The organism is Arthrobacter sp. 05T47, assembly GCF_056395825.1.
This window is the reverse complement of record NZ_JBFTKG010000008.1, coordinates 87,247-104,631: the sequence shown is the minus strand read 5'-3', so window position 1 is coordinate 104,631 and position 17,385 is coordinate 87,247. Positions and strand designations below refer to the sequence as shown.

Annotated in this window: 16 protein-coding genes; 6 read left to right on the top strand and 10 right to left on the bottom strand. The window is 67.9% G+C overall.

Translation table 11 applies throughout. The features are described from left to right. The first annotated feature begins 262 nt into the window (after nucleotides 1-262). Nucleotides 263-1,183 carry a GerMN domain-containing protein gene (locus AC1DEY_RS08600; RefSeq protein ID WP_476867577.1) on the top strand — a complete coding sequence of 307 codons (921 nt, stop codon included), beginning with the start codon at nucleotides 263-265 and terminating at the stop codon, nucleotides 1,181-1,183. Nucleotides 1,184-1,276: 93 nt separating this feature from the next. Here the strand turns inward: AC1DEY_RS08600 and AC1DEY_RS08595 are convergent, their stop codons facing one another. The 3 genes from AC1DEY_RS08595 to hrcA form a co-directional block, all read right to left on the bottom strand. Further along, the gene (locus tag AC1DEY_RS08595; RefSeq protein ID WP_476867576.1) at nucleotides 1,277-2,050 is read right to left on the bottom strand and encodes a 16S rRNA (uracil(1498)-N(3))-methyltransferase; all 774 of its coding nucleotides are present in this window, start codon (nucleotides 2,048-2,050) and stop codon (nucleotides 1,277-1,279) included. Nucleotides 2,051-2,052: 2 nt separating this feature from the next. Continuing rightward, nucleotides 2,053-3,183: a molecular chaperone DnaJ gene (gene dnaJ, locus AC1DEY_RS08590; RefSeq protein ID WP_441408986.1), complete on the bottom strand. Its 1,131-nt coding sequence runs from the start codon at nucleotides 3,181-3,183 to the stop codon at nucleotides 2,053-2,055. A 63-nt stretch (nucleotides 3,184-3,246) separates the two neighbouring features. Next, nucleotides 3,247-4,260, bottom strand: coding sequence for a heat-inducible transcriptional repressor HrcA (hrcA, locus tag AC1DEY_RS08585; RefSeq protein ID WP_476867575.1), 1,014 nt, complete (start codon nucleotides 4,258-4,260; stop codon nucleotides 3,247-3,249). Between the two features lie 316 nt (nucleotides 4,261-4,576). Between hrcA and AC1DEY_RS08580 the strand changes: the two genes are divergently transcribed. Together AC1DEY_RS08580 and AC1DEY_RS08575 are read left to right on the top strand one after the other, a co-directional pair. Then, nucleotides 4,577-5,428 (top strand): DUF3097 domain-containing protein, encoded by an 852-nt coding sequence (locus AC1DEY_RS08580; RefSeq protein WP_441408988.1) that lies wholly within the window; start codon nucleotides 4,577-4,579, stop codon nucleotides 5,426-5,428. 146 nt (nucleotides 5,429-5,574) lie between these two features. Continuing rightward, the gene (locus AC1DEY_RS08575; protein WP_018773108.1) at nucleotides 5,575-5,994 is read left to right on the top strand and encodes a DUF4870 domain-containing protein; all 420 of its coding nucleotides are present in this window, start codon (nucleotides 5,575-5,577) and stop codon (nucleotides 5,992-5,994) included. A gap of 119 nt (nucleotides 5,995-6,113) precedes the next feature. On the opposite strand, the gene hemW is transcribed toward AC1DEY_RS08575, so the two are convergent. Then, a complete protein-coding gene (gene hemW / locus AC1DEY_RS08570; RefSeq protein WP_476867574.1) occupies nucleotides 6,114-7,352 on the bottom strand; it encodes a radical SAM family heme chaperone HemW in 1,239 nt (412 codons plus the stop codon). A 45-nt stretch (nucleotides 7,353-7,397) separates the two neighbouring features. After that, complete coding sequence (gene lepA, locus AC1DEY_RS08565) at nucleotides 7,398-9,251, bottom strand: translation elongation factor 4 (protein WP_476867573.1); 1,854 nt, start codon at nucleotides 9,249-9,251, stop codon at nucleotides 7,398-7,400. Between the two features lie 198 nt (nucleotides 9,252-9,449). Between lepA and AC1DEY_RS08560 the strand changes: the two genes are divergently transcribed. Beyond that, nucleotides 9,450-10,055: a type II toxin-antitoxin system PemK/MazF family toxin gene (locus AC1DEY_RS08560; protein WP_476867572.1), complete on the top strand. Its 606-nt coding sequence runs from the start codon at nucleotides 9,450-9,452 to the stop codon at nucleotides 10,053-10,055. Between the two features lie 194 nt (nucleotides 10,056-10,249). Then, on the top strand, nucleotides 10,250-10,510 hold the full coding sequence (gene rpsT, locus AC1DEY_RS08555; RefSeq protein ID WP_090581023.1) for a 30S ribosomal protein S20: 261 nt from the start codon (nucleotides 10,250-10,252) through the stop codon (nucleotides 10,508-10,510). A 189-nt stretch (nucleotides 10,511-10,699) separates the two neighbouring features. Here the strand turns inward: rpsT and holA are convergent, their stop codons facing one another. The 3 genes from holA to AC1DEY_RS08540 all read right to left on the bottom strand — a co-directional run bounded on the left by holA (nucleotide 10,700) and on the right by AC1DEY_RS08540 (nucleotide 14,725). Further along, the gene (holA, locus tag AC1DEY_RS08550) at nucleotides 10,700-11,716 is read right to left on the bottom strand and encodes a DNA polymerase III subunit delta (protein WP_441408992.1); all 1,017 of its coding nucleotides are present in this window, start codon (nucleotides 11,714-11,716) and stop codon (nucleotides 10,700-10,702) included. Then, nucleotides 11,650-13,440 (bottom strand): ComEC/Rec2 family competence protein, encoded by a 1,791-nt coding sequence (locus AC1DEY_RS08545; RefSeq protein ID WP_476867571.1) that lies wholly within the window; start codon nucleotides 13,438-13,440, stop codon nucleotides 11,650-11,652. Before AC1DEY_RS08545 ends, holA begins: the two co-directional genes overlap by 67 nt. Nucleotides 13,441-13,855: 415 nt before the next feature. Continuing rightward, nucleotides 13,856-14,725, bottom strand: a complete 870-nt coding sequence (locus AC1DEY_RS08540) for a ComEA family DNA-binding protein (RefSeq protein ID WP_476867570.1) — start codon at nucleotides 14,723-14,725, stop codon at nucleotides 13,856-13,858. 683 nt (nucleotides 14,726-15,408) lie between these two features. Here AC1DEY_RS08540 and AC1DEY_RS08535 point away from each other — a divergent pair. After that, complete coding sequence (locus tag AC1DEY_RS08535) at nucleotides 15,409-15,978, top strand: hypothetical protein (protein ID WP_476867569.1); 570 nt, start codon at nucleotides 15,409-15,411, stop codon at nucleotides 15,976-15,978. Here the strand turns inward: AC1DEY_RS08535 and AC1DEY_RS08530 are convergent. Together AC1DEY_RS08530 and AC1DEY_RS08525 are read right to left on the bottom strand one after the other, a co-directional pair. Next, on the bottom strand, nucleotides 15,962-16,147 hold the full coding sequence (locus AC1DEY_RS08530) for a hypothetical protein (protein ID WP_441408996.1): 186 nt from the start codon (nucleotides 16,145-16,147) through the stop codon (nucleotides 15,962-15,964). The genes AC1DEY_RS08535 and AC1DEY_RS08530 overlap by 17 nt on opposite strands. Nucleotides 16,148-16,252: 105 nt before the next feature. Continuing rightward, the gene (locus tag AC1DEY_RS08525) at nucleotides 16,253-17,290 is read right to left on the bottom strand and encodes a DegV family protein (RefSeq protein WP_476867568.1); all 1,038 of its coding nucleotides are present in this window, start codon (nucleotides 17,288-17,290) and stop codon (nucleotides 16,253-16,255) included. Between the last annotated feature and the right edge of the window lie 95 nt (nucleotides 17,291-17,385).

Genomic DNA, 17,385 nt, shown 5'->3' with positions numbered 1-17,385 from the left:
CCGCAGACCCGCCCGATGCCGACCGGCCACCCGCGGGCGCCGGGCGGGTCCGGAGCAATTAGGTATCAAGTTTGTATCGGCCTCATATCGTTCCCATTGCAGTTCCGGCGCCGTGGCCCAAACCCGGCAGACGGGCCGCGCCCGTGTGCCATGCTGGAACTCGGTTATCCCCAAGAGCGCCGTGCCGCTGACCGGCACGTCAAGCGGGGCGCTAGAGGAAAGGGACAGAAGCATCAGGAAGCGTGGAGTTCAGCAGCTATCGATGGGGCGCGCCCGCCGCGCCGCACTGGCGCTTGCGCTGCCCGCTGCCCTGCTCCTGTCCGGCTGCGTGGCCACACCGCAGAGCGGCATCACGAACTCCAGCAGCCCCTCGGAGCTCATTCCTGTTCCGGCCTCAGGCGTCCCCGCCACGAGCGCGCCGCTCGAAACGGCCCAGACGTCGAACAAGGCTCCGGTGTATTGGATCGGCCGCAGCAATGACAACGCATTCCTTTACCGTGAGTTCCGTGATGTCCCGGACCAGGACAACCCTGTCACCCGAGCCCTGCGCGTGATGATGTCCCAGAAGCCCCTGGACCCGGACTTCTTTACACCGTGGCAGAACCCGAAAAAGCTGGCGACGTCGATCTCCGGCAAGAACGTCATCACGGTGGATGTCTCCGCGGATGCCTTCAACAGCAACGTGGATGCCGCCATGGCCGAGCGCGCCATCCAGCAGCTCGTCTACACCGCGACGGCTGCCGCGGCCAGCGCGGGCCTGATCGATTCCGGCCAGCAGGTCCAGGTGGTTGTGCTGGTTGATGGTCATACGGACTACGTCGCCTTCAACCACGTCCGGCTGGGCGCGCCGACGTCCCGCAGCGCCGGGATGGTGGCTCCCGTGTGGATCATTGATCCGCAGGAAGGCACGTCCGTGGCCGACGGTTCTGTCAAGATCACCGGCCGGAGCACCGTGCAGGGCGGGAAACTCCGCTGGCAGATCCTCAAGGTCGACGGCGATAACGCCAAGACCGCCTACCTCAACGGCAGCGCGACGGCGTCAGCGGATTCCATCCAGTCCGGGTTGTTCACCCTGTCCGTGAACCTTGGCCCGGGCCGCTACGAGGTCCACGTGTCCCAGGTGGATTCGTCGGACAGCGCCAAGGAAGTATTCCAGGACACTCGCGGTTTCGAAGTCAAATAGGCTTCAAATAGGCTTCGCGGTCAACCAGCCACTCTCAACCAGCCACTGCGACACGGCCTGCGGCAGGTCAGCTGGGCTATCCAGGCAGGCCGATTACCAGCGGCCGAGGATGTCGTTGGCCAGCACGGTCGCGGCGGGCCCGGCGGTGGACGAGCGCAGCACGTGGTTCCCTAGGAGGGCCGTTACGGCCCCGGCGTCGCACAACCGGGTCACTTCCCGCGGACTGATGCCGCCTTCCGGGCCCACGATCAACAGCACTTCGCGGGATCCGGCGTCGCCGGCCGGCGCGGTTTCCAGCCAGGATTCGAGGACGTTCCGCAAGGGGCGGACGGCGTCTTCGTGCAGAATGACGGCCAGGTCCGCGGCCGCAACGGCAGTTTGCAGCCCGGTGCTGTCGACTGCCGCCCTGACCTCGGGAATCCAGGCCCGGCGCGCCTGCTTGGCCGCCGCCGTCACCACCGACTGCCACTTGGCGTGCGCCTTCGCGGCCCGTTCGGCCTTCCACCGCACAATGGACCGCTCAGCCTGCCAGGGAACGACGGCGTCGATGCCCAGCTCGGTGGCCGTTTCGGCTGCCAGCTCGTCGCGGTCGCCCTTGGCGAGGGCCTGGACCAGCACCAGTTGGATCCCGGGCCGCGGCTCGTCGGCGACATCCACGCACTCGACGGTCAGCTCGGCCGGCGCGACGGCGGTCACCGTGCCGGTCAGGCGCTTGCCGGCGCCGTCGGCGATGTCGACGGTCTCGCCGACGGCGATCCGCTTGACCGTGACAGCATGGCGGGCCTCAGGGCCGTCAAGGACGAAGGCGGAGCCGGGGACCTGCTGGTCCAGGGTGCCTGGGGCGGTGAAGAAGACCGGGTTACTCACCGCTACAGGTTACCGAGCCGGTCCCGGAGTTTGGCGAAGACGCCGCCGCTGGCCGCGAGCTTTCCCGCAGTGAAGTGTTCGCCGCGCAGCTTTGCCAGCTGGCGGAGCAGGTCCTCCTGGGCCGCGTCCAGCTTGCCCGGCGTTTCCACCTGCAGGTGGACTTTCAGGTCGCCGCGCCCATGGCCGCGCAGGTGGGTGACACCAAGGCCGCGCAGGGTGATGATCTCGCCCGACTGTGTACCGGCCTTGACGTCGATCTCCTGCTGCCCATCGAAGGTGTCGAGGGAAATTTCCGTGCCGAGGGCGGCGGCCGTCATGGGGATGTTGAGGCTCGCGTGCAGATCGTCGCCGTCGCGGACGTAGGTGGCGTCGTTGTTGACCCGGATCTCCACGTACAGGTCCCCGGACGGGCCGCCGGCCGGCCCGGCCTCACCCTGGCCGGAGAGCTGGATGCGCGTGCCGGTGCCGACGCCAGCCGGGACCTTCACGGTCAGCGAGCGGCGGCTGCGGATCCGGCCCTGGCCGCTGCATTCGTTGCAGGGGTCCTTGATGACGGTGCCGAAGCCCTCGCAGGACCCGCAGGGTGCCGACGTCATGACCTGGCCGAGGATGGAGCGCACGGCGCGCTGGACCTGGCCGCTGCCGCCACAGATGTCGCAGCGCACGGGGTGGGTACCCTCGCGGCAGCAGGATCCGTCGCAGGTGGGGCAGACCACGGCCGTGTCGACTTCGAGCTTCTTGTTGACGCCGAACACCGCGTCGCGGAGGTCGATCCGGACGCTGATCAGCGCGTCCTGGCCGCGGCGGACCCGGGATGCCGGGCCGCCCTGGCCGCCACCGGCGCCGAAGAAGGTCTCGAAGATGTCCTGGAAGGCGAAGCCCTGGCCCGAGTARCTGCCGCCCCCGAAGCCGTTGTCGGTGCCGTTCTCATTGCCGGTGGTGTCATAGACCCGGCGCTTCTGCGGATCGGAGAGGACTTCATAGGCATGGGTGACGGCCTTGAACCGGTCTGAGGCGTCTTCTCCCGGGTTCACGTCGGGGTGCAGGGTCCGGGCCAGTTTCCGGTAGGCCTTCTTGATCTCCTCCCCCGTTGCGTCGCGGGAGACTCCAAGAACGTCATAGTGGCTGCTCAAAGTGTGTATCTCTTCCTTTTCGTACTGCCGGTGGGGCAAGAAGTCGTGCTGGGTCCGGGCCGGTCAGGGCCCCAGGATCCTCGAAAGGTAGCGGGCCACCGCGCGCACGGCGGCCATGGTGGTGGGATAGTCCATCCGGGTGGGTCCAAGGACACCGACCTTGGCCGTGGCGTCCGGGCCGTAGGCCGTGGCCACGACGGAGGCCTCGGCCAGACCGTCGTAGGGGTTTTCCCGGCCGATGCTGACGGTCACGCCGCGTGGGTCTTCGGCCATTTCGCTGAGCAGGCGGAGCATGACCACCTGCTCCTCGAGCGCCTCCAGGACCGGGCCGATGCTCAGCGGGAAGTCCACGTTGGAGCGTGCGAGGTTGGCCGTGCCGGCCATGACCATCCGCTCCTCGCGGCTGCTCGTGGCCAGCGCCTCGAGGCCGCGGGCAAGGGCCTGGGCTGCTCCCCGGCGCGCCGGCGGGCCGCTGGCAACCACTGTGGGCAGAAGCTGGGGCARCAGGCTCAGCGGCGTTCCGGAGAGGCTCGTCAAGAAACTTGTACGCAGGTCGGCGAGGGCGTCGTCGGGAATGTCCTGCCCGACGTCGATGACGCGCTGCTCCACCTTGCCGGTGTCCGCGATGAGGACGATCAGCACCTTGCGGGGTGCCAGCAGCACGAACTCAATGTGCCGCACCCTGGCGCGGCTGAGCAGCGGATACTGCACGACGGCGACCTGGTTGGTCAGGTGGGACAGGAGCCGCACGGTCCGGTCAAGGATGTCGTCGAGGTCCTCGGATCCTTCCAGCAACGCCTGGATGGCCCGGCGCTCGGCCGGGGACAGCGGCTTCACCGCTGAGATCTGGTCGACGAAGAGCCGGTAGCCCTTGTCGGTGGGGATCCGGCCCGCGCTCGTGTGCGGTGCAGTGATCAGGCCTTCGTCTTCCAGCGCCGCCATGTCATTGCGGATCGTGGCGCTGGACACGCCGAGATGGTGGCGTTCAACGAGCGCTTTGGAACCAACGGGCTCACGCGAATGGACGTAGTCCTCCACGATGGCGCGCAGCACTTCGAGTTTGCGCGGTTCGCTCACGCTCCACCTCCAATCGACTGTCCCGCAGTCGGTGCCGCCCGCGTTGTACGGTCCGCGTCCAGAACTGGTGCGCGTGGTCCGCAACGGAACAAGTGTTAGCACTCGACATGCCTAAGTGCTAACCAGTCTAATATGACTCGCCGCGTTGTTAGCATTGGATTCGCTCCAGGCGTGGCCTGCGGGATCGCGTTTCCCGTCACATCGGGCGCCGGGACCGTAGCCGCTTCCGCCTGCGCCGCGCCCCTGTGGTCCGGTGCAGGCCACGGAGAGTTCCACTGACCGCCGTACATTCCGAGTGCAAAGTAAGCGTGTAGAGATGTCGTACCAGAACTGGGGACCCCAGGACCTGTCCGCCCCCGCCAAGACCGCGTTGCCGGAGGTCCCGGTGGAACGCGGGATGGTCCTCGAGGAGGTCCAGTCCGGCTGGGTGGGTGCCGTGACCCGGGTGGAGAAGTCCGGCGGCATGCACGTSGTGGCGCTGGAGGACCGTCGAGGCAAGTCCCGCTCCTTCCGTTTAGGCTTTGGCTTCCTGTTGGAGGGGCAGCCGATCCGGCTGATGCCTCCGGCTCCCAGGAAAGCGGCGCCGGCCGCCGGTGCCGGCCGCACGGCGTCGGGCTCGGTCCGGGTGGCCGGGCAACGCGCCCAGGTGGCCAAGGCCAGCCGCATCTGGGTGGAAGGCAAGCACGACGCCGAGCTGGTGGAGAAGGTCTGGGGTGATGACCTCCGGGTGGAGGGCATCGTGGTTGAACCCCTGCACGGCATTGATGATCTCGCGGCCGCCGTGGCGGACTTCGGTCCCGGCCCGGGGCGCCGCCTGGGCGTGCTCGTTGACCACCTGGTGGCCGACTCCAAGGAGTCGCGGATCGCCGACGCCGTCATGGCCTCACCGGGCGCCGCAGGCAACGTGCTGATCGTGGGCCACCCCTACGTCGATGTGTGGCAGGCCATCCGGCCGGCGGTGCTGGGGATTGAACAGTGGCCCGTGATCCCCCGCGGCGTCGACTGGAAGACAGGTATCCTGACGGCTTTCGGGTGGCCGCACTCGACGAAGGAGGACATCGGCCTCGGCTGGCAGAAACTCCTGGGGGCGGTCCGCAGCTACGCGGACCTGGAGCCGTCCCTGCTGGGCCGCGTCGAAGAGGTCATCGACTTCCTCACTGTGCCCTAGCCGGCGCAAGCTCTGACGCTCCCTGATCTCCATTTCCGCGCCAGAGCAAGTATTCTTGAATCGGCGGCCGCGCTCCCAGCGCGGCTCCGGCTATTCCAGGCACAACCCAGGCAGCAACGCATCACCGCAATCCGAAGGGCTTCACCGTGGCAGATAACGCACGCGAACACACGGGCAACCAGGCCGGCCATGGCCAGCCCCCGTACCATGGCGTTCCGGCAAATGCGCTGCCGTTGACGGCCAGCGAGGACCGCCAGTGGGCCACGCTCGCGCATTTCGGCGGCATCCTGGGCTGCGTGCCGTCGCTGCTGATCTACCTCATCTTCAAAGACCGCGGCCCGTTCACGGCGCAGGAATCCAAGGAAGCGCTGAACTTCACGCTGCCGCCGACGATCGCCGCGGTGCTCGCCAATCTGCTGGTCTTCATTCCCGTGGTGGGCAATCTCTTTGCCGTGCTCGCCACAGTGATCTGGATCGCCGTGACCTGCTTCTCGGTGGCCGCCGGCATCCACGTCAACCGCGGCCAGCCGCACCGCTACGAGTTCAACCTGCGCTGGATTAAGTAGCCCGGCCTTTCCGAACAAAAACCTCACACAAAAGAGCCGGCCGCTGCCCCTCAGGGCGTAGCGGCCGGCTCCTTTGTGTCCGGGCAATTCGGCCCGGCAGTTTCAGTTCAGCGGGCTATTCAGTCCGGCAGGATCCTGCGGACCACGGCGTCAGCCAGCAGGCGGCCCTTGAGGGTGAGAACGAGCCGGCCCTTGAAAGCGGCTGCGGGGTCCACGAGGCCGTCGGCGATCAGCCCCGCGACGGCGTGACGTCCGGTGTCCCCCAGGCCGCCGAGGCTGGGGATGTCGAGTCCGGAGTTCAGCCGGGCCTCCAGCATGACGCGTTCCACGTTGCGGGTTTCGGTGTCCAGCGTTTCGCGTCCGGCGGCGGGTGAGGCCCCTGTGCCGAGGCGGTTGGCGTAGGCGGTGGGGTGCTTGACGTTCCACCACCGCACTCCCCCGACGTGCGAGTGCGCCCCTGGTCCGATGCCCCACCAGTCGTCGCCGCGCCAGTAGGCCAGGTTGTGCCGGCAGGCCTGCTCGGGGGTGCGGGCCCAGTTGCTGACCTCGTACCAGGCGAGTCCGGCCGCGGAAATCAGTTCGTCGGCGAGTTCGTATTTCGCGGCGTGATCGTCGTCGTCGATTTGCGGCACTTCGCCGCGGCGGATCTGGGCCGCGAGCTTGGTACCGTCCTCAACGATCAGCGCGTAGGCGCTGATGTGGTCCGGCGCGTAAGAGAGGGCGGTCTCGAGCGAGTAGCGCCAGTCCTCCAGCGACTCCCCGGGAGTGCCGTAGATGAGGTCGAGGCTGACCGCGAGGCCCGCATCCCGTGCCCACTGCACCACCTCGGGCACGCGGCTGGGCGTGTGGGTGCGGTCCAGGACCTTCAGCACGTGCGGCACGGCCGACTGCATGCCGAAGGACACCCGGGTGAACCCGGCGTCGGCCAGCAGCTGCAGGGATTCGGGGGTGACGGAATCGGGATTCGCTTCGGTGGTCACTTCGGCGCCGGGCTGCAGGCCCCAGGCGTCGATGGCAGCGGAAAGGATGCGGGCCAGGTCCCCGGCCGGGAGCAGCGTGGGCGTGCCGCCGCCAAAGAACACCGTGCTGAGGGGGCGGTCCGGCAGTGCGGATTCCTTCAGGACGCGGGCAGCGAATTCCACCTCGGCGATCGCGGTGGCGGCGTAGGCGTCCTGGGACGCCCCGCCGCCCAGCTCGGTGGCGGTGTAGGTGTTGAAGTCGCAGTACCCGCAGCGGACCGCGCAGAAGGGGATGTGCACGTACAGCCCGAAGGCGCGCTGGTCGGYGCCCTGGCGCGCCTGGGCGGGCAGGAGCCCGTCCGGCGGCGCAGGGTCGCCGAGGGGAAGAACGCTAGGCATGGGCCCGGCCTGCCGGCACTGCAGCAACTGTCATGACGAGCACCGTTACTTCTTGGCCTTGTCCTTGGACTCGTCCGTGGTGAGGGCTGCGATGAAGGCTTCCTGCGGGACCTCGACCCGGCCCACCATCTTCATGCGCTTCTTGCCTTCCTTCTGCTTTTCCAGCAGCTTGCGCTTCCGGGTGATGTCACCGCCGTAGCACTTGGCGAGGACGTCCTTGCGGATGGCACGGATGCTTTCGCGGGCGATGATCCTGGAGCCGATGGCAGCCTGGATGGGCACCTCGAACTGCTGGCGCGGGATGAGTTCGCGCAGCTTGCCGGTCATCATCACACCGTAGGCGTAGGCCTTGTCACGGTGGGTGATGGCGGAGAAGGCATCGACCTGTTCGCCCTGGAGCATGATGTCGACCTTGACCAGGTCGGCCACCTGCTCGCCGTCGGCCTTCCAGTCCAGCGATCCGTAGCCGCGTGTCTTGGACTTGAGGATGTCGAAGAAATCGAAGACGATTTCGGCCAGCGGCAGGCGGTACCGGATTTCCACCCGGTCCTCGGAGAGGTAGTCCATGCCGCCCATGACGCCACGGCGGCTCTGGCACAGCTCCATAATGGCGCCGACAAACTCGTTCGGCGCAAGGATCGTGGCGGACACCATCGGCTCGCGGACCTCGGCGATCTTGCCGGTGGGGTATTCGCTGGGGTTCGTGACGTGAACGATCTTCTTGTCCTCCAGCGTCACTTCGTATTCGACGTTGGGGGCGGTGGAAATCAGGTCCAGGTTGTATTCGCGTTCAAGCCGCTCGCGGGTGATTTCCAGGTGCAGCAGGCCCAGGAATCCCACCCGGAAGCCGAAGCCCAGAGCCGCGGACGTTTCGGGCTCGTAGACCAGCGCGGCGTCGTTGAGCATCAGTTTCTCCAGCGCATCGCGGAGCACCGGGTAATCCGTGCCATCCAGCGGGTACAGGCCGGAGAAGACCATCGGCTTGGCATCCGCATAGCCCGGGAGCGATTCGGTGGCCGGCTTGGCAAGGTTGGTGACGGTGTCGCCCACCTTGGACAGGCGGACGTCCTTCACTCCGGTGATGAGGTAGCCGACCTCGCCGACGCCGAGGCCCTTGGAGGGCGTGGGCTCCGGGGAGCTCACGCCGATCTCGAGGAGTTCGTGGGTGGCGCGGGTGGACATCATCTGGATGCGTTCGCGCGGGTGCAACATGCCGTCCACTACGCGGACGTACGTGACCACACCGCGGTAGGTGTCGTAGACCGAGTCGAAGATCATGGCGCGGGCCGGGGCGTTGGGGTCTCCCACGGGGGCAGGCAGGTCGCGGACGATCTTGTCCAGCAGGACCTCGACGCCCATGCCGGTCTTGCCGGAGACGCGGAGGACGTCTTCGGGGTCGCCGCCGATCAGGCTGGCGAGTTCCGCCGCGTACTTTTCGGGCTGGGCTGCCGGGAGGTCGATCTTGTTCAGGACCGGGATGATCGTGAGGTTGTTTTCCATCGCCAGGTAGAGGTTGGCGAGGGTCTGGGCCTCGATGCCCTGGGCTGCGTCCACCAGCAGGATCGCACCTTCGCAAGCTGCGAGCGAGCGGGAGACCTCGTAGGTGAAGTCCACGTGGCCGGGGGTGTCGATCATGTTCAGCGCGTAGCTGGTGCCCTCGAGTTCCCAGGGCATGCGGACGGCCTGGGACTTGATGGTGATGCCGCGTTCGCGCTCAATGTCCATGCGGTCCAGGTACTGGGCCTTCATGTCACGGGACTGGACGACGCCGGTGAACTGAAGCATCCGGTCCGCCAGTGTGGATTTACCGTGGTCAATGTGCGCAATAATACAGAAGTTCCGGATGATGGCCGGATCTGTTGCGGCGGGCACCGGGGCGGTGCGGGCCATGGGAGACACGCAGGGTCCTTACTGTTGGCATTACTGTCGGCTGGTCCACGGATCGGCGCGAATGCTGGTGGTGCCATCCCGCGACGTGGGGCATTTCTCGTTCCTATAGTCTCCCACGTCCGGACCCGTGGCAGTGCATTCCTGCTTCCGGCCGCGGAGGCGCCCCTTCCCCGTTCTCCGCGCAGGCGTTGCCGGTATGGTTTTTCCATGGCTTGGAACTTGCGCTCGATCGGCAACGCGCTCCGCGACACTCTGCGCTTCCTGGACAAACTCGGCGGCTCCGCACCGGCGCGGACCCGCGGGCCGGCTGCAAAACCGGCCAGGAAACCAGCGGCGAAGCCACGCCCGGGCACGGCCCGGCCCGGCTCAGCGACGCACGCCACAGGCGGCGGCCCGGCAGCCGGACTGACCGGGACGTATCCCGGCGACTTCCAGGGCCGGGCGGCCGTCCGCTACGCTCCCGCGCCGAACGGCCTCCCCGAGCCCGGCGAAATCGTGTGGACCTGGGTGCCCTATGAAGAGGACTATTCCCGGGGCAAGGACCGTCCGGTTCTGCTCGTGGGCACCAGCGGCCGGTATCTGCTGGGCCTGATGCTGACCAGCAAGGACCACGACGGCGACTCCCGCCGGATGGATGACTACGTGGACATCGGTACCGGTACCTGGGACCGCCAGGGGCGCCCCAGCGAAGCGAAGCTGGACCGCGTGCTGCAGATCAATGCCAAGGACATCCGGCGTGAAGGGGCGATTTTGGACGCGCGGCGCTTCAAGGTTGTCGCGTCGGCCCTGCGGGAGCGCCACGGCTGGACCTGATCCGCTGGGCCGGCCGCGGGTCGCCCCCGTAATCGTCCCTGGAGCATCATCTCTGCTATTATTTACAGCTGTGTGTCCGTGCAGGTCGACGGCCACAGATGGTTGGTCGCCATAGGTATCCCCACGCCGCTCAGTCAATGGCCAATCTGAAAGCCCTCTAGACCATTTTCCGCATTGAAAAAGAGAGTTCACACGTGGCTAATATCAAGTCCCAGAAGAAGCGCATCCTGACCAACGAAAAGGCTCGCCTGCGCAACAACGCAGTCAAGTCCGAGCTGAAGACGGCCATCCGCGCCGTCAACACCGCCGTTGAGTCCACCGACAAGGATGCTGCCGCTGCCGCACTGGTTGCCGCCGGCCGCAAGCTGGACAAGGCTGTCAGCAAGGGTGTTCTGCACAAGAACAACGCTGCAAACCGCAAGTCCGCGATCTCCAAGAAGGTCAACGCACTCTAAGGTTTCCAGTTCACTTGAACTGATGATTGTGGCCGGCACCCCCTGGGTGCCGGCCACATCCAATTAAGCCGCAGGTCGCATCCTCATCCGAACACGCCGCAGCGGGCCACAGCCGTTCTCTAACCGCAGGCGCCGCATGGGCCCTCCCCGGTATGCCCGCAAGCACTGCCGGTGGTCGGCACCCGTGAGTCAGGAGCTCCGGACCGACGTGGCAATCACGGTCACGGCATGTTCCACGGCGTAGACAGGATCCCGGGACAGGCCCTTGACCTGGGCGTCCGCCTCGGCGGTGACCTGGATGGAGCGCACCAGCCCCTCGGGCGTCCAGCGCCGGACCTCCCGCTGGGCCTGTTCGACGAGCCAGGGCTGCATTCCCAGCTGCTTGGCTATCTGCGAGGACGAGCCCTGCGCGCCGGCCACCTTGGCCAGGGAACGCAGCTTGGACGCCAGGGCCGCCACGATCGGCACCGGGTCAGCCCCGGTGGCAAGGGCGTGGCGAAGTGTGGAGAGGGCCAGCGGGCCGTTGCCGGCCATCGCGGCGTCGGCGACCTTGAAGGCCGTTGCCTCGACCCGGCCGCCGTAGTACTTGTCCACCATTGCGACGTCCACGCCGGTTGTTGCGTCAGCGATCAACTGGCTGCAGGCGGCGGCGAGTTCCGCAAGCTGGGCGCCGACCGCGTTGACGAGGGCGTGCACGGCGTCGGGGTCGATACGCCGGGATGCCGCCTTGAACTCTGAAGTGACGAAAGCGATCTTCTCGGCGTCCTTTTTCAGCGGCTGGCAGTCGACGACGGGCCAGCCGGCGGCCTTGATGGCGTCCAGCAGCTTTTTACCGCGGACTCCCCCGCCATGGCGGAGCACCAGCACGGCGTCCGGTTCCGGTTCCGCCACATACTTCAGGGCGTCGGCGAGGAAGGCATCGTTCATCGCCTCGACGCCCTCGACCTCGATAAGTTTCCGTTCGCCGAACAGTGACGGGCTGACGTTCATGGCCAGCGACCCCGCCGCGTAGCTGCCGGCATTAAGCTGGGTCACTTCGACGTCGGGCGACACCGCGCGGACCTGCGCGCGGATACGGTCCATCGCACGGGCGCCCAGGTAGTCCTCCGGACCGCCCACCAGGACAACGGCTGCCGGCGTCACGTCCCGCCAGGTGGCGGTGTTTGACGCCGAGGTCCTGGGCCGTTGGGTCTGGGCAGCAGCCACTSGTGATTCCTCCCGGAAGTTGGTTTGCRGACTCTAAGCGTCCCACGCCCGGACCGGTGCTCCAAGCCGCGTCTTGAGGCGTGCCGGACGGCTGGCGGCCTGGCCGCATGCGACCGGCGTTCAAGGACGGCAACAACCCCTGTGTGTGCCGCCAGGACGGCCCGAACAGCCGCACCCGGGTGCAGGGCCAGCCACGTCGCTGCCAGCGCTGTCGCCGAAAGGATGCCCATGGTGGCGGCGCCGAAGGCCCCTTCGGGCCAGGGCAGCGCGGCGCCCGGGAGTGCGGCGAAGAAGCGGGCTATCCCCGCCACCGCGCCGGCGAAGAGGGCAGCTGGGGCCATCAACAGCCCCGCTGCGGCCGGGACTGCAGGCAGGAGCACCACCGCCGCCGTGCCAAGAAGCGTCACTGGCGGCACGAGGGCCGCAGCGGCCACGTTAGCCGGCAAGGAGTACGCGCCGAACTGCGGTTGCAACAAGACGATCGCCGGCCCGCAGAAGAGCTGGGCGGCCAGGGGTACGGCAACGCCTGCCGCCACCCAGCGCGGCACCCAGGGCGGCACCCAGTCCAGGACCTGGCGTCCCGTGACCACGATTCCCAGCGTGGCCAGGACCGAGAGCAGGAATCCGAAGCTTGTGGCGAGGACCGGCTGCGCCAACAGAAGCCCGATGACGGCAACGCACAGCAGGCTGAGTCCCCGTCCCGCCCGGCCAAGGGCCACAGAGACAAGGCCGATGATGCCCATGATCGAGGCCCGCAGAACGCTTGGATCCGGTCCCACCATGAGGACGAAAAGAGCAAGCCCCACGAGACTGGCCGCGGCGGCTGCCGGCCGAGAAAGACGCAGCGTGCGCGCAGTGAGCAGCAGGGCTCCAAGGATCAGGCTGCAGTTCGCGCCGCTGACGGCGGTCAGGTGCGTCATCCCGACCGTCTTCATTGCGGATTCCAGTTCCGCGTCCAGGGCGCTGGTATCGCCGGTGACCATCCCGGGCAGCAGCCCGCTGGCGTCGCCACCGAACCGTGTCGATGCGGCGGTGAAGGCATGGCGCAGTTCGCCGGGCCCCTGCTGCCACGGCGGGGGTTCCCGCAACACCGCCGGAGCGGACGAAGCTGAAAGGATCCCCGCATCCGGCTCGCCTGGCTCGGCCTCCCGCAGCTTGCCTGTGGCGCGTAGGCGCTGTCCCGGCGTGGCTTGCTCCCACGCCGTTCCACCCATGACGACGAGCCGGGCGTCGCCGGCGACCCTGTGGCCGCCGTAGGTCATCACCTTCAACGTTACGGGGACGGCCCAGCGGTCCGCCGCGCCGCCGGCGCCGGGAATCCTGAGCCGCCGCGGGGCCCCGGCAATCTCAAGCTCGGCGACCACGGCCGCGCGGGCGGCCACTGCCTCCGCAATTGCGCCGTCATGTCGCCGTGCCGCGTCTACCGCTGCGTGCGAACCCGCCGCGACGGAGAGCAGCAGCGCCACGGCCAGGGTGGCACGAAGGCTGCGTGGGGCAGCCGGTCGGGGACGGCGGCCCCGTCCGGCCCCGTCAGTCCCGAACCCAATCCAGCCGAACCTAATCCAGCCAAATCCGGCCCAGTCAAACCCACCGCCGGCCCGCCCGGGCCGGACCAGCAGGATCCCCGCGGCCGCCGCCAGGGTCGCGCAGAGAGTGACCAGCCCGGCCGAGGGCAGCCAGTTTCCGGCAACGGCGGTCCCCCAGACGAGCAGGGCCGGCAACACCAACCGAAGGTCCGTCCGCCGTCTGCGTTCCGCCCGGCGCCGACGCAGGGCCGTGCCGCGCGCCGGCCCGGACAGGAGGCGGGCGGTGCTGTGTCCCTCAATAAGCCCGCTGAGGCTCACAGAGAACGGTAGCCGCTGCGTACGGTGGCCCGGCGGCGAAGCACTTCCTCGTCGCGCCCCGCGGTTTTCCGGCGCAGGCTCGTCGGCTCCGCGACCCGGGCCGGCGTAATCCGTGCGTCCGGAATCCGGCGCCGGGGAAAGGACCGCTGCGTCGACATACCGCTGCCAGCGGCTCCTCCGGCCCGCTTCAGGACCGTCCGCTCGGGTTTGTCCCATGCCTCGCTGTGCCATGTCGGCGCCGCGCGGGGCCATGTCAGCGGCTTGCGGGTTCATCCCACTGGCTTGCGGGGCCATCTCAGATACCCACCAACGGAAGCAGGGCCGCCAGCAGCTTCGGACCGATCCCGTCAACAGCGTCGAGCTCCTGAACAGACGTGAACCGCCCGTGCTGCTGGCGCCAGTCCACGATGCGCTGCGCCAAAACCGGACCGACGCGCGGGAGTGTCCCTAGCTCCTCGACGCCGGCGGTGTTCAGGTTCACCTTTCCGCCGCCACCGCCGGACCTTGTGCCTCCCGTGGCGGAACCCGCCACAGGCCCGCGACCGCCTGTGGGCGCCTCGGCTTGGTCGGGTTCCCCGCGGACCGGCACCTGGACTTTCTGCCCGTCCTCCAGCACGGCTGCGAGGTTGAGCCGGTCCGGATCCCCGATCTCCGTGGCCCCGCCAGCCGCAGCAATCGCTTCGTGCAGCCGGCTGCCCGACGGCAACTGCACCACGCCCGGCCGGGCGACGGCGCCGGCGACATGCACCGTGATGCTTCCGGGTGCAGGGCTGGCCTCTTTTCCCGCCGCCGCGTCTCCCGGTGGCGCGAGGGTAGCCTCCGCCGTCGGGGCGGACGCCTTTTCTGCGGCAGGGGCGTCCTCGCTGAGCGCGACCACCTGGGCACCGCCAGTGCCGGCCTGCCACCAGAAGCAGGCGCCCAGCACCGCGGAAAGGATGCCCACCAGCGCCGCCGCACGCACTCCAGTCCGCGCCCGCAACCGTGCCGATACCGGCCGCCTTTCTGACAGCCGGTTCCCCGGCAGCGCCCCCGGATGGGTTCCGGCATCGCGCGCGCTGCCGCTGGCAGCACCGGCAGAAGGGGCGGACCGGACGGGCAGGCCGGACCCCGACACTTCCAACAGCCCAGAGGCGGGCCCCGCCGCCCCGGCGTCTTCACTATCCATTTTTCCATAATCTGCTGCACCCCCGAGCGTCACCGCCAGGCGTTCCCGGGCAACTCGAATTCCCGTGGCAGACTCAGCTTCGGGGCTCCGGCGTGACATGGAATCGACACTAGGCAACCCGCGGCCACACTGGCATCAGGGATCAGGCGTATGTGGAAACACCTGCGTAGTACCAGTATTCCGATGGCATCGGGCAAGTATTCCCTACGGTGGTGCCCACCCGGACCCGGTGGTAACGTCTGCATCCTCAATCGAGAAGACTTTTGCCGGCTGGGGGCAACCCTGATCGTCTGGATGTGTCAGCCAGGCGTCGAAAGCTGGTGTGCGATGGAAAGGTTGTTTTGGCCGGCAGCGGTCGTGGCCCTTAGCGGCGCCATGCTGCCAGCCCCGCCCGCAGTGGCAGACACAATTCAGGCCACCTCAACCCAGGTGGTCAACTTCTCACTCGACAGCAGTTTCTGTCCCCAGCACGGCCTCTACGGCATAGCGCATGTGACCGTTGACGGCACGGCAGGCATGAAGGCCGACCAGAACTTCATCTGGACCACCCAGACGGCCGCCACCTCTATTCACTCGGTTCCGCCGCAGGGCGCCGTCGCCAATGTCACCGTGGTCTACCACTGCAACGTCCAGGTGCTGTGGTGGGTGGAGCCAGGTGCAGCCCGGAAGGTGAGCGCCTCGCTGTGGGTCAACGGTTCGGGCCAGCAACCGAGCTACACCATCGGACCGAATCGGCCAGCCCCTACCCCGACGGCCGCGCCGGAACCAACGACCATTCCGGTTCCCTTGCCGGCCCCAGAACCAACGACCATTCCGGCTCCCGCACCAACAACCATCCGGGCCCCGGCGCCAACGACCATCCCGGCTCCGGCACCAACGGCTATTCAGGCTCCCGCCCCTGCGCCAACGACCATCCCGGCTCCCGCACCAACGACCATCCCGGCTCCCGCACCAACAACCGTCCAGACTCCGGCGCCAACGACCATTCCGGCTCCCGCGCCAACAACGGTCCCGGCGCCGGCACCAACGACCGTTCCGGCTCCCGCACCAACAACCGTCCCGGCGCCGGCACCAACGACCGTTCCGGCTCCCACGCCAACGACCGCTCCAGAGCCGGGACCGACGCCTGCACCAACGTCAGCACCGACGTCTGCATCGGCCTCAGCGCCAACGACCCCGCTGGTTCCAGGACTTACGATCGCACCTACGCCGTGAGGCGAAGCGCCCAGCCGCCGCTTACTTCTGGTAGGTAATGTAGGCCTCGTACTGCACCCGCCATTTGTCCGCAGCCTTTGGATCAGGCACGGTGGTGGTGAGGAACTGGACACTTGTCACCTGGCCCTTGAGGTATTTGAGCCACTTCGTCACCTCTTCGGAAACGTCGCGGTCGAACTGGACTACGTGGTGCACCTGCATCGCCATGGCGGCCTCCGGTACGTTGGGCTTGGTGCAGTGACTGTACCCCCAACGCCCCCTCGCGGCCAGAGCCCGGAAAACCCAGAACCCAGAGCCCAGAGTCCCCAACCCTCAGCCCGGACGGGTCTCATCCAGGCTCGAGCCGTCCAAACGTGAGCTTGCGGAAATGGCGCTGCCGGGCGTACTGCCCTCCCCCACAATCACCGCCAGCACACCCAGCCCGGCGTGGGCAGCCAGGACGGCCGGAAGGGCACTGATCTGGGCCGGAGGACAGGCGGGCAACGCTACCGCCAGGCGCCGGGCGAGCTCTTGGGCTTCGGACTCATTGCCGAAATGGTGCACTGCCAGCCTCGCCTGCCCGGCAGGACGCGTGGAGGCATCGGCGGCAACGATTTCCTCGAGCCGCGCGATCGCCTTCGCCGCGGACCGGACTTTTTCCAGCGGGATGATCCGGCCGTCGCCGACCGCCAGGATGGGCTTGATGGAGAACATCGTCCCCAAGAGCGAGGCCGCAGCCCCCACCCGGCCGCCCCGGCGCAACTGCTCCAGGCTCGGAACATAGAAGTAGACTTTGGTGCGATCCAGCCGGTCCTGTGCAAAGGCCAACACGTCGGCCGCGTTCCTGCCGTCGGCCGCCGCGACGACGGCGCCCTGCACGCCCATCCCCTGGGCCATGCCAACCGTCCGGGAGTCGAGGACCTCTACTGGAATGCCGACCCGTTGGGCTGCAAGGCGGGCGGCGTCGGCAGTCCCGGAAAGCTCGGCGGAAATATGGATCGAGACCACAGACTGGAAGCCACGTTCGCCGGCCTCCCGGTACGCGTGCTCAAACTGACCCGGTGAAGGGCGGGAGGTCTTGACGGGCTTGCCGCTGGCCAGGGCAACGGCAATCGTCTCCGTGATGTCGTCTTCGCCCTCGCCGTAGATTTCGGCGCCGACCATGACGGGCATCGGAACCACCGTGAGCCTGCCGTCAGCGGCGAAAGCACGGATCCAGTCGGCGGGCAGCGCGGCGGCAGAGTCAGTAACCACGGCGACCTGCACGACGGCGGCCGGAGCCGATTCGGGGACGGCGCCGCCCCGGCCCTGCCGAAGGCGTATCAGCCGCTCGCGCAGCCATGGCCAGCCTGACGGCTCGCGGTCTGGCACGAGGGACCTCCTGCTGCTCTGGGGACGCATGGACTTTCTCCGGCCAGGGCAATCCGTGCCAGCCACCTTAGTGACGCGGGCCGCCGGCTACAGCC

Coding starts and splice junctions, on each gene's coding strand:
- AC1DEY_RS08540 (WP_476867570.1), bottom strand. CDS start 14,725: ATGGATAGTGAAGACGCCGGGGCGGCGGGGCCCGCCTCTGGGCTGTTG.
- AC1DEY_RS08600 (WP_476867577.1), top strand. CDS start 263: ATGGGGCGCGCCCGCCGCGCCGCACTGGCGCTTGCGCTGCCCGCTGCC.
- AC1DEY_RS08530 (WP_441408996.1), bottom strand. CDS start 16,147: ATGGCGATGCAGGTGCACCACGTAGTCCAGTTCGACCGCGACGTTTCC.
- AC1DEY_RS08560 (WP_476867572.1), top strand. CDS start 9,450: ATGGCTTGGAACTTGCGCTCGATCGGCAACGCGCTCCGCGACACTCTG.